At 74.2% G+C, this 14,478-nt stretch carries 11 protein-coding genes; 4 read left to right on the top strand and 7 right to left on the bottom strand.

Translation table 11 applies throughout. From position 1 onward, the window contains the following. Window positions 1-8 precede the first annotated feature (8 nt). A complete protein-coding gene (locus ACFYPD_RS07740; RefSeq protein ID WP_387110121.1) occupies window positions 9-5,804 on the bottom strand; it encodes a TIR domain-containing protein in 5,796 nt (1,931 codons plus the stop codon). A gap of 108 nt (window positions 5,805-5,912) precedes the next feature. On the opposite strand from ACFYPD_RS07740, the gene ACFYPD_RS07735 reads away from it, so the two are divergent. Then, on the top strand, window positions 5,913-7,145 hold the full coding sequence (locus ACFYPD_RS07735) for an SLC13 family permease (protein WP_387110119.1): 1,233 nt from the start codon (window positions 5,913-5,915) through the stop codon (window positions 7,143-7,145). Between the two features lie 176 nt (window positions 7,146-7,321). Then, entirely contained in the window at window positions 7,322-8,221 is a 900-nt protein-coding gene (locus ACFYPD_RS07730; protein WP_387110117.1) for a GNAT family N-acetyltransferase, read from the top strand. A 51-nt stretch (window positions 8,222-8,272) separates the two neighbouring features. On the opposite strand, the gene sigJ is transcribed toward ACFYPD_RS07730, so the two are convergent. Further along, complete coding sequence (gene sigJ, locus ACFYPD_RS07725; protein ID WP_387110115.1) at window positions 8,273-9,151, bottom strand: RNA polymerase sigma factor SigJ; 879 nt, start codon at window positions 9,149-9,151, stop codon at window positions 8,273-8,275. A 157-nt stretch (window positions 9,152-9,308) separates the two neighbouring features. Between sigJ and ACFYPD_RS07720 the strand changes: the two genes are divergently transcribed. Beyond that, the gene (locus tag ACFYPD_RS07720; RefSeq protein WP_387110113.1) at window positions 9,309-10,094 is read left to right on the top strand and encodes an SDR family oxidoreductase; all 786 of its coding nucleotides are present in this window, start codon (window positions 9,309-9,311) and stop codon (window positions 10,092-10,094) included. A gap of 79 nt (window positions 10,095-10,173) precedes the next feature. Here ACFYPD_RS07720 and map read toward each other — a convergent pair whose 3' ends face one another. After that, window positions 10,174-10,956, bottom strand: coding sequence for a type I methionyl aminopeptidase (gene map / locus ACFYPD_RS07715; protein ID WP_387110111.1), 783 nt, complete (start codon window positions 10,954-10,956; stop codon window positions 10,174-10,176). Window positions 10,957-11,022: 66 nt separating this feature from the next. Between map and ACFYPD_RS07710 the strand changes: the two genes are divergently transcribed. Further along, complete coding sequence (locus tag ACFYPD_RS07710) at window positions 11,023-11,325, top strand: helix-turn-helix transcriptional regulator (protein ID WP_387110109.1); 303 nt, start codon at window positions 11,023-11,025, stop codon at window positions 11,323-11,325. Between the two features lie 98 nt (window positions 11,326-11,423). Here ACFYPD_RS07710 and ACFYPD_RS07705 read toward each other — a convergent pair whose 3' ends face one another. From ACFYPD_RS07705 to ACFYPD_RS07690, 4 genes are all read right to left on the bottom strand, one after another. Next, window positions 11,424-12,155 carry a dienelactone hydrolase family protein gene (locus ACFYPD_RS07705; protein WP_387110107.1) on the bottom strand — a complete coding sequence of 244 codons (732 nt, stop codon included), beginning with the start codon at window positions 12,153-12,155 and terminating at the stop codon, window positions 11,424-11,426. Window positions 12,156-12,351: 196 nt separating this feature from the next. Beyond that, entirely contained in the window at window positions 12,352-12,762 is a 411-nt protein-coding gene (locus ACFYPD_RS07700) for a GNAT family N-acetyltransferase (protein WP_387110105.1), read from the bottom strand. 58 nt (window positions 12,763-12,820) lie between these two features. After that, window positions 12,821-13,453, bottom strand: a complete 633-nt coding sequence (locus ACFYPD_RS07695) for a M23 family metallopeptidase (protein ID WP_387110103.1) — start codon at window positions 13,451-13,453, stop codon at window positions 12,821-12,823. 112 nt (window positions 13,454-13,565) lie between these two features. Further along, the gene (locus tag ACFYPD_RS07690) at window positions 13,566-14,468 is read right to left on the bottom strand and encodes an inositol monophosphatase family protein (protein WP_387110101.1); all 903 of its coding nucleotides are present in this window, start codon (window positions 14,466-14,468) and stop codon (window positions 13,566-13,568) included. Between the last annotated feature and the right edge of the window lie 10 nt (window positions 14,469-14,478).

Below are 14,478 nucleotides of genomic sequence, written 5' to 3'. Positions count from 1 at the left end.
ACCCGGGCTCAGAACGGGGCGTCCACGGACAGCCGCCGCACCTGGGTCAGGTACGGGTCCAGCTCCCCCACCTCGAACCGGCAGGTGCCGATGACGTGCCAGAACTGGCCGCCCGAGTCGCCGTCCAGCTTGTACCGGCCGTCCGGGCTCACCGCCGCCCAGCCGTCGGGCAGGCCGATCAGGGTGGCCCGCAGCTGGGCGTGCTCCGGGTCGGCGACGTCCCACAGCCGCACCGTGCCGTCGTCGCCGGCGCTGGCCAGCAGGCTGCTGTCCGGGCTGAACGCCACCGACCAGACCCGCCGGGTGTGTGCCGCCAGGGTGCCGTGCAGCCGGCCGGTGCCCGGGTCCCAGAGCCGGATCACCAGGTCGTCGCCGGCGGTGGCGAGCAGGTTGCCGCTGGGGCTGAACGCGCAGGACCAGAGCCGGCCGCTGTGCTCGGTGAGCACCGTGCGCCGCTCGCCGGTGAGCGCGTCCCAGACCACGGCGACGCCGTCGTTGCTGGCGCTCGCGAGCAGCGACCCGTCGGTGTTGAAGGACACCGCGTACACCCGGTCGGTGTGGTGTTCGAGGGTGAGCCGGCAGGTCGCGGTGGCCGCGTCCCAGAGCCGGACGAGCTGGTCGTCGCAGCCGGTGGCGATGGTCTCGCCGTCCGGGCTGAACGCCATCGCGCGCACCCTTCCCCGGTGCGGGGTGAGGGTGGCGAAGTGCCGGCCGGTACGCCTGTACCACAGCCGCACGGTGTCGTCGTCGTTGGCGGTGGCGAGGGCGTCGCCGTCGGGGCTGAACGCGGTCGCCCAGACGTGGTCGGTGTCCACGTTGAGTTCGCGCTCGTCGAGGCCGGTGTCGGTGTTCCACAGGTGCACACCGCCGTCGCCGCTCGGCGCGGCGACCAGCGACTCACCCGGGCAGAAGACGGCCGAGAGCAGCCGGTCGGCCGGGCTGGCGAGCTGCCGGACCAGCCGGCCGGTGCGCGGCTCCCAGAGCCGGACCACGCCGTCGTTGCCGCAGGCCGCGAGGACCTCGCCGTCGTCCCGGAAGGACAGTGCGGTGACCCGCCGGCCGTGCCCCCGCAGGGTGTGCTGGAGCTGCCCGGAGCGCACGTCCCACAGCCGGGTGGTGCCGTCGTTGCTGCTGGTCGCCACCTGGGCCTGGTCGGGGCGCCAGACCACCGGCCAGACCGAGCCGCGGTGCCGGGTCAGCTCGTGCCGCGGCTGGCCGTCGGCGCTGTCCCAGAGCTGGATCGCGCCGTCGCTGGCGGCGGTGGCCAGCAGGCTTCCGTCGCCGTTGAACCGGACGCTGTAGATCGCCCCGCGCTGCCGGCCGAGCACCCGGACCGGGCGGCCGGTCTCCAGCTCCCAGAGCCGCAACGCGCCGTGGGTGTCGCCGGTCGCCATCAGCGTGCCGTCGGGGTGGATGTCGAGGGCGTACACGTCGGCCTCGTGGCCGCGCGGCTGGCGCAGCAGCTCGCCGTCGGCGGCCCGGCGGATCCAGATCCGGCCGTGCTGGCCGACCGCGGCCAGCAGCCGGCCGTCCGGGCTGTGCACCACCCGGTAGACCACCTCCGGCTCGCGCACCTCGAAGGCGAGCCGGCCCGAGGGGATGTCCCAGCCCCGCACCACGCCGGCGCTGTCGACCACGACGACCCGCCGGCCGTCCGGGCTGAACGACGTGCCCCAGATCGGCGCCGCGTGGCCGGGCCACTCGTGGCGCAGCCGGGCGGTCCGGGAGTCGTAGAGCCGGACCACGCCGGCCGCGTCACCGACCACCAGCCGGCCCCGCTCGCCGTCGGTGAGCAGCGGCCACACCCAGCCGTCGAAGACGTCCTCGATGACGTGCCGCACGTCGCCGTGGTCGGCGTCCCAGAGCCGTACGGTGAGGTCGGCCGCCCCGGTCACCAGTTGGTGCGAGTTGGCGTCGAAGCGGACCGCGTAGACCCGGCCCCGATGGCCCTGGAGGGTTCGCACCGGCAGCCCGGACGCGGTGTCGCAGATGAGCACACCCCCGTCGTCGCTGCCCACCGCGAGCACCGCTCCGTCCGGGCTGTACGCCACCGGCACCGGCAGTCGGCCCACCTCGAAGCCGTACGCGACGCCCACGGCGGGCGGGGCCAGGCCCGGCGCGACCGGACGGCCCGGGGCGACCACGGCGCCGCGCAGCTCCGGCGCGCGCAGCAGCGCCGCGTCGGCGCTCACGTCGATCAGCGCCGTCCGGTGCCACCTGCTGCCGGTGATCCGGGCGCCGCGCAGGTCGGCGCGGAACAACCGGGCGCCGGCCAGCTCGGCGTCGCGCAGGTCCGCCCCGGCGAGGCGGGCCTGGTCCAGGCGGGCGCCGCGCAGCCGGGCGTGCTCCAGCCGCGCCTCGGTGAGGTTGGTGGCGACCAGCCGGGTGTCGGTCAGGTCGGCGCCGGTCAGGTCCGCCCCGGCGAGTTCCCGGTGGGACAGGTCCTCGCCGCGCAGCACCGCGCCCCGCAGGTCGGCCCGGTCGGGCAGCCGCAGCCGGGCGCTGAGCCGCAGCGCGTTGGCCCGGACCGTCTCACCGGCCGTTTCGTCGCCCAGCACCCGGGCGGTCCAGGCGGTGCAGCGGGCCGGGTCGGCGAGGTCGCCGAGGAACTCCACGGTCAGCGCGGACAGCGGGCGCACCGCCAGCGCGGCCGGCTCCTCCCCCCGGTTGAGCTGCGCGGCGACCCCCTCGGCGACCAGCCACTCCATCACCGAGGTGTGGATGAACCCGAACAGCCCGTCGTCGGTGCGGACCAGCAGGCTGCCGGCGCCCACCGCGTGGATCGCCTGCGGCCCGGACAGCCGGGAGTCGGCCAGCCCGGCGAGCTGCCCGGCGGCCTCGGCCAGCTCGGCCAGCCGCAGGTAGGACTCGCCGCTCTCCCAGAGCTGGAAGGCCAGCCGGCTCACCGCGTGCCACAGCTCGGGCCGGCGCAGGCTCACCGGCGCGCCCGGAATGCCCTGGGTGCGCCGCTCCTCGAAGTCCAGCCAGGACTCCAGGATCTCCCGGTAGAGCGCTGCCGCGCTGAACGTGCCGCCCGCCCCGGCCACGGCGGCGAGCCGCCCCTCGTCGAGGTTGGCGATGAAGCCGAGCATCCGCGGGTTGCGGGAGAGGCCGAGCAGGTCCTTCACCCCGGCCAGCAGGTCCAGCCGCTCGCGGGCGGCCCGCTCGTCGCCGCCGTAGCGGTGCCGCAGGAAGGTCTCGATCTGGCCGGGGGTGAAGTCCTCGATGGCCAGCACCCGGCGGTGCGGCAGCAGGCCCACCCGCTCGCCCAGGGCGGTCAGCACCTGCGAGTTGGTCTTGAAGTGCTGGGTCCGGCTGCTCACCACGATCTTCGCGTGGCCCTCGGCCGCCTGGAGCAGCGTCTCCAGGTGGTCGGCGGCCCGGTCGTAGGTCACCCGGGCGACCAGCTCGTCGAAGCCGTCGAAGAGCAGCACGATCCGGCCCTGGCGGAGCATGTAGCGGAACGCCTTGAGGTCGATCACCTGCTCACCGTGGTTGGCCAGGTGCGCGGCTACGAGCCCGTCGACCGAGTGCGCCTTGTCCAGCGCGCGCAGCTCCACCAGGATCGGGATCAGGTCGGGGGCGGCCGTGGGCAGCCGGCGGGCCACCTCGCGCAGCGCGAAGGTCTTGCCCCGGCCGAAGTCGCCGAGCACCAGCACGAACCGGCCGTCCGGCGCGGAGATCAGCTCCAGCAGCTCGTCGACCACGTCCTCGCGGACCCGCTGGTCGGCGCCGACCAGGTGCCGGTAGCGCTGCGGCACGTACTGGCCGGGCGGGTAGAGCCGGTCGGCCTGCAGCCGGGCGGTCTGCGCGGCGACGTAGTCGCGCAGGTCGAGCAGGCCCTGGAACTCGGTCAGGTGCAGCAGCCGCACGCCGCGCCGCTGCGCCGCCTCGGCCAGCCCGCGCGGCACCCGGTCGCCGTCGTAGACCAGCTCGGAGGGGATGTCCGGGTCGGTGGCGTGCACCCGCCGGGCGAAGTGGTCGACGTCGGCCGGGGACGGGGTGCCCACGTGCGCCGCGACCCGCTGCTGCCGGACCACCCCGTCGGCGCGGTAGGTGATGTAGAGGTGCGGCGGGTCGGCCTCGACCCGGCGGACCACCACCCGGTCGTGGCGGGCCTCGCAGACCTCGGCGAGCCGGTCGAGCAGGCGGTCCAGCGGGGCGGGCGCCGGCACGGCCGGCACGGCGGCCGGCGGGTCGGCGGCGCCCTGGGTGGGCCCCTCGACCACGGTGGGCTGCCGGGGGTCGGGGACCTGGGCCGGGCCGGCCGCGCCGAACGTCGCCTCGGCACGCGGCCAGCTCAGCCGGGTCAGCTCGCCCACGTCGTGCCGGTCGTCGCGGCCGAGCACCCAACGGGTCATCCCGTCGGCGCCGAGCCCGAGCACCTGGGCCCGGCCGTCACGGGAGGCGGTGGCCAGCGGCACCACCGGGTCGACCCGCGGGCCGGGCGCGGCGTCGGCGAGCAGCAGGTTGAGCATCGGGCCGACCAGCCGGTTGAACGAGCCGCGGTCCCGCAGCGACACCCGGTCGGGCACGGCCACCTCGTCGGCGTACGGGGTGCGCGGGCCGGGGGCGTGCGCCATCGCGCCGAGCCGCAGCCAGCCGGACTGCTGGTAGTGGCGCAGCCGCTGGGCGAACCAGGTGGACTGGGCCTCGCCGAGGAAGCCGTACCGGTCCTCCTCGCGGTGCGTGATCGCGACGGTGGAGTTCAGCCCGGCCACCACCACCCGCAGGTCCGGCACCGGGAAGAGGGTCCACGGCTGCTCGCTGTCGAAGATCCGGTCCTCGAGGCCCTGGTAGAGCTCGTCGAAGAGGCGCGCGTAGTGCCGCCACTTCGGCCAGTACGGCGGCTGCGGGTCGACGTCGTCGGCCTCGCAGGTGGCGAAGTAGGCCCGGCTGGCGGCCATGGTGACGTCGCGCGGGCCGGGCACCACGACCAGCCGGTGCGGCTCCAGGCCGAGCAGCACCCGCAGCCCGGTGAGGAAGCTCAGCGCGTCGGAGAACTCCCGAGGGCTGCCCGACTCGGTCAGGTTGCCGGCCACCACCAGCAGATCCGGCCGGGGCACCCCGTCGTTCATCAGCAGGGTGAGGTCGCCCATGAGGTGTTCCTGGAGCTCGCCCGGGGTGACGGGGGCACCCGGCTCGATCATCCCGCGCCCGAAGCGCGGCCCGGCGACCTGGAGCACGGTCAGGGTGCCGCGCGCCGTCGGCACGGCCGCCGCGGCCGGCGGAAACGGCGGCGGGTTGATCGGGGTACGCCGGGCGCGGCGCGGCGCGGGCGCACCGGTGGCGGGCGCGGCGAGCACCCCGGCCGGGTCGGCGGGATGGTGCGGGAAGGCGGGCTGCCGCATCGGCTTGGCCCGGCCGTCGAGCGCCTCCCGGATCCGGTCGAGAACCCGGCCTCGCGCCTGCGCCGGATCGCTCACGCCGACCAGGTCGACGTAGGTGATGGTGGCGAGCAGCCCGTCTATCGGGCAGTCCTCGACCCGCACCGTGACGAGCTTGTTGCCGGTGCCGTCCGGGTCGGCGCGCAGCGCGGCCTGCCATTCGAGCTTGCCGTAGGTCGAGTGCAGGTAGCGTTCGGACAGCACCGCCACCACCACCTCGGCCTCACGGACCCCGCGGTCCATGAAGTCGATGAAGTTGGTGCCGGCCACGAAGTCCCACGCCTGGAGCAGGGTGCGGTAGCCGGCCGCCTCGAACTCCCACGCCAGCCACGTCGCCCAGCGCTCGTCGGCCGGCGAGTAGCTGATGAAGAAGTCGATGGGGCGGTCGGACCGGGTCGGGTGCGCGCCTACAGCCACATGGTCATTATGGCCACTGACGGTCAATCCGTGGACACCCTCGGCAGCCGCTGTGCCGGTCGCGTCGGGCCGGGCCGGCCGGGCGGGGGTGTGCGAGGATCATCCCTCGTGGAGACCGTGGGCGAGCCGCCGTCCGCCGCGCCGGACCGATCCCGCTGGGGGCGGCTGCACGTCCTGGACTGGATCGCGCTGGGGTTGGCCGTGGTGGGCGTCCTCTGCGTCCTCACCGGACTCCTCCCCCGGGCCGACGCCGAGGCCACCGTACGCCGGATCGTGCCCATCCTGATCTTCCTCGGCACGGTTGTGGTGCTGGCCGAGCTGACCGCGGTGGCCGGGGTGTTCGACGCCCTCGCGGCCCGGGTGGCGATCACCGCCCGGGGCAGCTACCGGGCGCTGTTCTGGCTCTGCGTCGGGTTCGCCTCGGTAACCACCATCGCGCTCAACCTGGACACCACGGCCGTCCTGCTCACCCCGGTGATGATCGCCCTGGCCCGCAAGCTGGGCGTGCCGCCGACCCCGCTGGCCATGACCACGGTCTGGCTGGCCAACACGGCGAGTCTGCTGCTGCCGGTGTCCAACCTGACCAACATCCTGGCCAGCGACCGGATCGGCCTGGACCCGGCGCCCTGGGCGGCCCGGATGTGGTGGCCGCAGCTGGTCGCCATCGTGATCACCATGCTGTTGCTCTGGTGGTGGTACTGGCGGCCGGCCCAGGCCGGCGCCGACCCGTTCGTCCCGCCGCCGCCGCACGTGCCGCCGGACCGGGTGCTCTACCGCACCGCGCTCGCGGCCTGCCTGCTCTTCGTGGCCGGGATCCTGGTCGGGGTCGAGATCGGACTGGCCTCCGGGGTGGCCGCCGCGATCCTGGTCGCCGGGTTCGCGGTGCGCGCCCGGGGCAGCCTGCGGTTCGCGCTGGTGCCGTGGCGGCTGCTGGTCTTCGTGACCGGGCTGTTCCTCGCGGTGCAGACCATCGGCCGGCACGGCCTGGACACCGTGATGGGCACGCTGATCGGCGCCGACCCGGGCGCGGAGGGCGCGCTACGGGCCGGCGGAGTCGGCGCGCTCTTCGCCAACGTGGTGAACAACCTGCCCGCGTACCTGGCCGGCGAAGGGGTCATCGCCCCCGACCGGCACACCCAGTTGCTCGCCCTGCTGATCGGCACCAACGTCGGCCCGCTCGCCACCCCGTGGGCGTCGCTGGCCACGCTGATCTGGTACGAGCGCTGCCGGGCCGCCGGGGTGGCCGTGCCGCTGGGCCGGTTCGTGGCCACCAGCGCCGCGCTCGCCGTGCTGGCCACCGCGGCGACCGTGGCCGCCCTGCTGATCGGCCCCGGGTCCTGACCGCGGTCCGGCCGGGCTAGTCCGGCTGTCGGCGCGGGGACCGTTCCGGCGGCGACCGGCCCGGGCCCGACCGCCTGACGTCACTGTGTCTCGGCAAAAATGGACCCGCAAGTCCAGAAAACGCCCGCCCGGAAATCCGGTACGGCCGTGCCCCGGCGGCGGGCTACCGTGCGCGGATGAGCGACGCCCCGACCCTGCACTTCCACACCGACCCGGGTGAGTTCCTCGCCGCGGCCGGCGACCACCTGGCGGCGAACCCCGTGGTCGGCACGGTCGTGGCCACCGTCGCGCACCGGCAGCTGGCCCAGCGGGCCGACGGCGTCGCGTTGCCCGAGGACGACTGGTGGCTGGTGGTCCGGGACGCCTCCGGCGAGGTCGTCGGCGCCGGGATGCGGGCGGCGCCCTTCGCGCCCCGCCCGCCGTTCCTGCTGCCGATGCCCGACGAGGCGGCCGTGGCGCTGGCCCGGGTATGGCACGAGCGCGGGGAGGAGGTGCGTGCCCTTAACGGCGCGCTGCCCGCCGTGCAGCGGTGCGCCGCCGAGGTGACCCGGCTCGGCGGCGGCCGGGTCGAGGTCGCCCAGCACACCCGGCTGCACGAGCTCGGCGACCTCGTACCACCGGCGCGGGTGCCCGGCGCGTTGACGGTCGCCACCGAGGACGACGTGGACCTGGCCGCCGAGTGGTTCCACGCGTTCATGGCCGACGCAGACGAGCAGGCGGGCCGGCCGCGCGGGGTCAGCGCGCACGAGACCCCCGACCGCGCCGAACTGCTGCGCCGGATCCGGGGCGGACGGCTGTGGTTCTGGACCGACGAGGCGGGCCGACGGGTGCACCTCACCGCCGCCAACCCGCCGTCGTTCGGCGTCGCGCGCATCGGCCCGGTGTACACCCCGCCGGAGCAGCGCGGGCATGGCTGGGCCAGCAACGCGGTCGCCGAGGTCTCCCGGCTGCTGCGGGCCGAGGGCGCACGGGTGTGCCTCTTCACCGACCAGGCCAACCCGACCTCGAACCGGATCTACGCCAACCTCGGCTACCGACCGGTGGCCGACATGGCCAACCTCGTCATCGTCCCCTGACGCCGACCCCGGCCGGCCCCGCGCCGCAGGGGGCGGCCGTCCGCATCGGGATCAGCCGGCGAGGTCCAGCGCGGCCAGCCGCTCCGGGTCGGCGATCACGTCGATGGCGGCGATCCGCCCGGCCGTCACCGTGAACGCCATCACCGACAGCGGCCGGCCGGCCGCGCTGACCAGCACCCCGGCGGCGCCGTTGACCAGCACCGGCCGGGCGAACGGCGAGAACCGGCCGAACGTGGTGGCCTGCGCGGCCACGACACGCGCGCCGGTGAGCACGGTGGAGTGCCGGGCCCGGGCGGTCCCGCCGTCGGAGCGGAGCACCACGTCCGGGTGCAGCACGGCGACCAGCCCGTCGAAGTCACCCTCGCGGGCGGCGGCGAGGAACGCGGTGACCACCTCCCGCTGCCGGGCCAGGTCCGGGTCGGGCGCGGGCGCCTGTCCGCGCACCCGGCGGCGGGCCCGGCTGGCGAGCTGCCGGGCAGCGGCCGGCGACCGGTCGACCAGCGCGCCGATCTCCTCGAACGGCACGCCGAACATGTCGTGCAGCACGAAGGCGAGCCGCTCGGTCGGGGTGAGGGTGTCCAGGACCACCAGCAGCGCCAGCCCGACCGAGTCGGCCAGCACCGCGGCGTGCGCCGGATCGGCGTCCGCCTCGGTGACGTCGACGATCGGGTCGGGCAGGCGTACGTCGAGGGGGTCCTCCCGCCGGGTGGCGCGGGCCCGCAGGGTGTTCAGGCAGACGCGGGCGACCACCGTGGTCAGCCAGGCGGCCAGGTTGTCGACCTCGGTGGTGTCGGTGCGGGCGAGCCGCAGCCAGGTCTCCTGCACGGCGTCCTCGGCCTCGCTGAGCGAGCCGAGCATCCGGTAGGCCACCGCCCGCAATTGCGGCCGCTCCTGCTCGAACCGCTCGGCCAGCCAGGTGTCCTCGCCCATGTCCCAGTCCTTTCCCGCGGGGTCCCGCTTGACCGACCCGGCCCGACCCGCCGGTGTGACCGGAGGTGACGCCGGTCACTCCGGTCACACTTCCCGTCCGCCGCGGGTCGAGCCGGTGAAGCGAAACGTAGCGGATCTTCACGACGCGGAGGACGACATGAGCGCACCCATCCTGGTCACCGGCGGCACCGGCACCCTCGGCCGGCTCGTCGTGCCCCTGCTGCGCGCGGCCGGCCACCCGGTGCGCGTGCTCAGCCGTCGCGGCGGCCGGCCCGGCGACGGCGTCACGCACGTCACCGCCGACCTGCTCACCGGCGACGGCGTCGACCCGGCGGTACGCGGGGTCGGCACCGTGCTGCACCTGGCCGGCGGCCCCAAGGGCGACGACGTCGCCACCCGCCACCTGGTCGACGCCGCCCGCCGGGCGGACGCGAGCCACCTCGTGCACATCTCGGTGGTCGGGGCGGACCGGGTGCCGCTGGCGTGGCTGCGGTCCAAGCTGGACGCCGAGCGTGCCGTCGCCGGATCGGGCGTGCCGTGGACCACGGTGCGGGCCGCCCAGTTCCACGACCTCGTGCTGGTCATGGTGGAGAAGATGGCGAAGCTGCCCGTGGTGCCGGTCCCCGGCGGGCTGCGGCTGCAGCCGGTCGACGCCCGCGAGGTGGCGGCCCGGATGGTCGAACTGACGCTGGGCGCGCCGGCCGGCCTGGTGCCCGAGCTGGCCGGCCCCCGCGTATACGGCCTCGACGATCTGGTCACCGGCTACCTGGCGGCCGTCGGCCGGCGGCGGCTGCGGCTGCCCGTCCGTCTGCCCGGCAAGGCCGGCCGCGCGTACCGGAACGGGGACAACCTCGCCCGCCCCGGCGCCACCCTCGGCGTACGCACCTGGGAGGCCTTCCTGGCCGAGCGGCTGCGGCAGCCGGCCGCCGACGCGCGCCGCTAGTTGTACCGTCCGGGACCTTCTCTTTCGGCGACGATGCGTGGTGACCGGCTCGCAGCGGGGAACGCGGACGGCGGTCACCTCACGGTTGTGCCTGCTTCGGCACGGTGAGAACTTCGGCTCCGTCGTTGGTGATGGCGATCGTGTGCTCACTGTGCGCTGTCCGGCAGCCTGTCGCGCTGCGGAGTGTCCAGCCATCGGCATCGGTGACGAGGTCGGCGGTGTTCGCCATGACCCATGGCTCCAGTGCCAGCAGCAGCCCGGGGCGCAGTTTGTAACCGCGACCGGGCCGCCCCGTGTTCGGGACGTGCGGGTCCTGGTGCATCGTCGATCCGACGCCATGACCGCCGAACTCGGTGTTGATCGGATATCCCGCGTCGCTGAGGACCGCGCCGATGGCATGGGAGATGTCGCCGATGCGAGCCCCCGGTCCGGCCGCGGCTATCCCCGCACTCAGTGCGCGCTCGGTCGCGTTGATCATCGCGACGCTCTCCGGGGGCTTCGAGTCGCCCACGATGAAGCTGATGGCGGAGTCAGCGACAACTCCGCCGGTGGAGACAGCGAGGTCGAGCGTCAGCAGGTCGCCGTCGGCAAGCGTGTAGTCGTACGGCAGGCCGTGGAGCACGGCGTCGTTGACCGACGTGCAGATGTAGTGGCCGAACGGCCCGCGCCCGAAGGAGGGCTCGTAGTCGACATAGCAGGACTGCGCCCCGGCCTCGGTGATCATGGCCTGGGCCCACCGGTTGATGTCCCGAAGGTTTGTACCGACCGCGCTGCGGCTCTTCAGGGTCTGCAAGATGCCGGCGACCAGGGTGCCGGCGTCCTTCGCTCGCAGCAGGTCTGTGGGGTTCAGGATCTCGATCACGTGGCGCCTCACTCGTACAGCCAATAAGTATCCCGGCCATATTATCCCGGTACTAGAATAGGAGCCATGGTCAGGTTGCCGCTCACTCCCGCAGAGGTCGAGCGCGGACAGCGCCTCGGCGCCCTCCTGCGTCAAGCCAGGGGGCAGCGCTCGATGCTCGGCACCGCGCTGGACGCAGGTGTCTCGCCGGAGACTCTTCGGAAGATCGAGTCCGGTCGCGTAGCCACCCCCGCCTTCCCCACCATCGCGGCGATCGCCGACGTCCTCGGCCTTTCCCTCGACGCGGTGTGGTCGGAGATCAACCAGTCAGGCGGCGGGGTCGACCTCGCAAGATCAGGTCGCAATGCCCGCGAGCGGTTGGCCTCGTAGGTCTCGACCCCGCAGCTCCGGGGCGGTCGCCGGCGACAGAGAACGCGCCGACCGGAAACGATCCCGGTCGGCGCGTCGCGACCTACCGACGGGCGGTATCAGCCAAGGTGCCGGGCGAAGAACCGCAGCGTGCTGTCCAGTTCGAACGCCGGGATCTCCCCGTGCCGGCCGGGGTTGGCGTGCAGGGTCTTCTCGGCTGAGGCAAAGGCGTCGAACAGCGCCAAGCCCTGGGCCCGCGGCACCCGCTCATCGTCCCACTGCAGCAGGAACTCCACCGGGACGGTGATCCGCGCGGCGACCTCCGCTGAGGCCAGCGCCCCGCCCAAGCCGAGCACCGCCGCACGGACCCGGGGTTCGGCGGCGACGAACGGAACGCCCAGGCCACACCCCAACGACACCCCCCAGTAGCCCACCGGACCAGCGCCGACGTACTCGAGATCCTGGACCGTGTCCAGGACCGCCCGCCACTCCGGAACGGTCCGGCGAGCCACGAGCGCCTGGAAACCGGCGATCAGCGGAGCCAGTTCCTCTCCGGCATCCGCGCGAGCCTGGTTCCCGGTCGCGATCCGGTCGTACTCGTCGTCCTTCGGCCGGTCGCCATGGCCGGGGACATCGACCGCCGCGACCGCAAACCCACACTCCACCACGAGGCGACGGGCACGGGCCACGATGCCGGGTGCCATCTTGTGCTGGCCGCCGCCGTGTCCCATCAGGATGAGGGGACGAGTACCGGTAGCACCGTCCGGCGTCCACAGCACGCCGGGAATCTCACCGAGGGTGAAGAGCTGTTCGAAGACGCCGTCGGACGACGTTACAGAATTGAAGCGCACAGCGTGTCAAGCCTTTCGGAATGCCTTCTGCGGGCACTCCCTAGACCATGCGAGGGAGGGAGCCCCGACCTGTCACAGCGTTGATCGGTCTCACCTCCTCAGTTCGCAGCAGCGCACAGCGACGCAGAACCTAGCACGGAGGGCTCACCCAAGTCCGTTCCCCATGGTCCTCTGGCTCCGCGTACCCGCCAGGTCGTCATTCGTCACGCACGGCCAGGGCCGGCTCGCGCACCATGAACACGTCCACCAGGTCCTCGGTCTCGACGGTGAATCCGTGCCGCTCGTACAGCCGCCGGGCCGGACTGCCCTGCAGCACGTTCAGCCGGACCAGGGTGCCATCGCGGTCGCACTGCTCCAGCAGCCCGCGCAGCACGGCCGCACCGATGCCGCCGCCCTGCAGGTGCGGGGCCAGGTAAAAGTGCTCCAACCAGTGGGCGTCCCCGGCCGGCCGCAGCGACACGCTGCCGGCGAACATGCCGCCGACCTCGATCACCCGGGTGTGCGCCGGCGCGAACCCGTCCCGCAGTCGCTGCCGCACCCGCTGCTCGTCGTACCGCCCGAGCCGCTCCAGATCCGCCCGCAGCACCACGGCCCGCAACTCAGCCACTGCATCGACGTCCGCCACCGACGCCGGTCGGAACGCCCAGTCCGCCATGATCACCAAACTACCCGGCGGGACAGTTGTTGCTCGTCATCGTGACGCTGTACTCGGTGTCGTCGTGGGTGATGCCCGACGCCGAGCCGTCGAACCAGGTCTCGACCTTCTCCCAGCCCCGGTGCTGCTCGTAGTGCAGGTGCGGCGCGCCGGAGTCGCCGGTGCTGCCCACCCGCCCGAGCTGCTCGCCGCGGGCCACCCGCTGTCCGGCCCGGACCATCGGCGGTTCGAGCAGGTGCAGGTACTGGGTCTCCCACTTGCCACCGTGGTCGATCTTCACCCAGTACCCTCCACCACGGCCGCGCGGGCCCTTCGGGTCCTCCGGGGTACGCCCACCCAGCGACCCGTTGATCCCCGCCACGGTGACCGTGCCGTCATACGACGCGAGCACCGGCCGCCCCCACGCGTCACCTCGGGTGGGGAACAGGTCGACGTCGTAGTCGTCGTGGCCGGGATAGGTGCCCAGCCGCCACGTCTCGCCGCAGGGCACGGGAAGCTGGAACAGCGGGCGCGGGCCCGGCGGGCGGAGCAGCGGCACGAGGACCACGGCGACGGCGAGAAGGGTCGCGAGCGCGCCGACCGCGAGACCGACGCGAACCGCGCGGCGCCGGTCGCGCCGTCCGGGTGGCTGGCCGGTCGTCATCGCCCCGAGCATGGCAGACACCGACACAGGTCGGGACACCAAGGGCTTGCGCAGGTGCCGGTGCAGGTGCTGCCGGACCTGCTCGTTCCAGACCTCGACGATCCGGCGGGCCCTACCAGCCGACGGTGGTGAGGCTGATGGGGGTGAGCTGGCGGACCTGCGGTTCGATCCACTGTGCCGCGGTGACCAGCTTGACCAGCCGGTCGATGGTCTCCGGTGGGCCGGCCACGAAGCTGCGCCGGTCGGCCGGGCAGCCGTAGCGGTCGTCGAAGCAGCCGCCGTCGAGGGCCCGGACCACCATGCCGGCCTCGGCGGCGAGCAGCATCCCGGCCGGCAGGTCGACCGCCTCGGGGCGGTAGCCGACTATGCCGTCGATGTCGCCGCGCGCCAGCATCACCCAGGACAGCAGCGGCGCCCACAGTTGCAGCACCCGGCGCGCGGTGGTGTCGAGCACCACCTTCAGCGCCCGGGCGGTGCTGTCGTCGCGGGCCACCCCGTGCCCCTGGGTCCAGGCCAGCACCGGCGCGGTCGGCACCGGCCGGCTGGGCGCGTGCAGCGGGCGGCCGGCGGGCCCGGACCTGTGCACGAAGGCGCCCCGCCCGCGCACGGCCGACCAGGTGCGGCCGGCGACCGGGTCGTGCACCACGCCGAGCACCGGCGAACCGCGGTCGCAGAGGGCGATCCCGACCACGTACGCGGGCAGTCCGATCGCCACGTTGTTGGTGCCGTCGAGCGGGTCGACCAGCCAGGCCCAGGTGTTGTCGGCGGCGTACTCGCCGCCCTCCTCGGCGATCACCCCGTGCTCCGGCCAGCGGGCGCGGATCCGGTCGACGATCAGCCGTTCGGCGGCCAGGTCCAGGTCGGTGACCAGGTCACCGGAGTCGTTCTTGGCCCGGGCGTGCAGCTCCCCCCGGGTCCCCCGGCGCAGCAGCCGCCCGGCCGCCTGGGCCGCCTCCACCGCGAACCGGTGCGCGTCGCGCAGGTCGGGCCCGCCTCTGTTCGGCTCCACGTCCATGGCTCCTCCA

The sequence above is a fragment of the Micromonospora sp. NPDC005299 genome (assembly GCF_042872345.1).
Classification (GTDB): Bacteria; Actinomycetota; Actinomycetes; order Mycobacteriales; family Micromonosporaceae; genus Micromonospora.
This window is presented reverse-complemented; position numbering and strand designations above follow the sequence as displayed.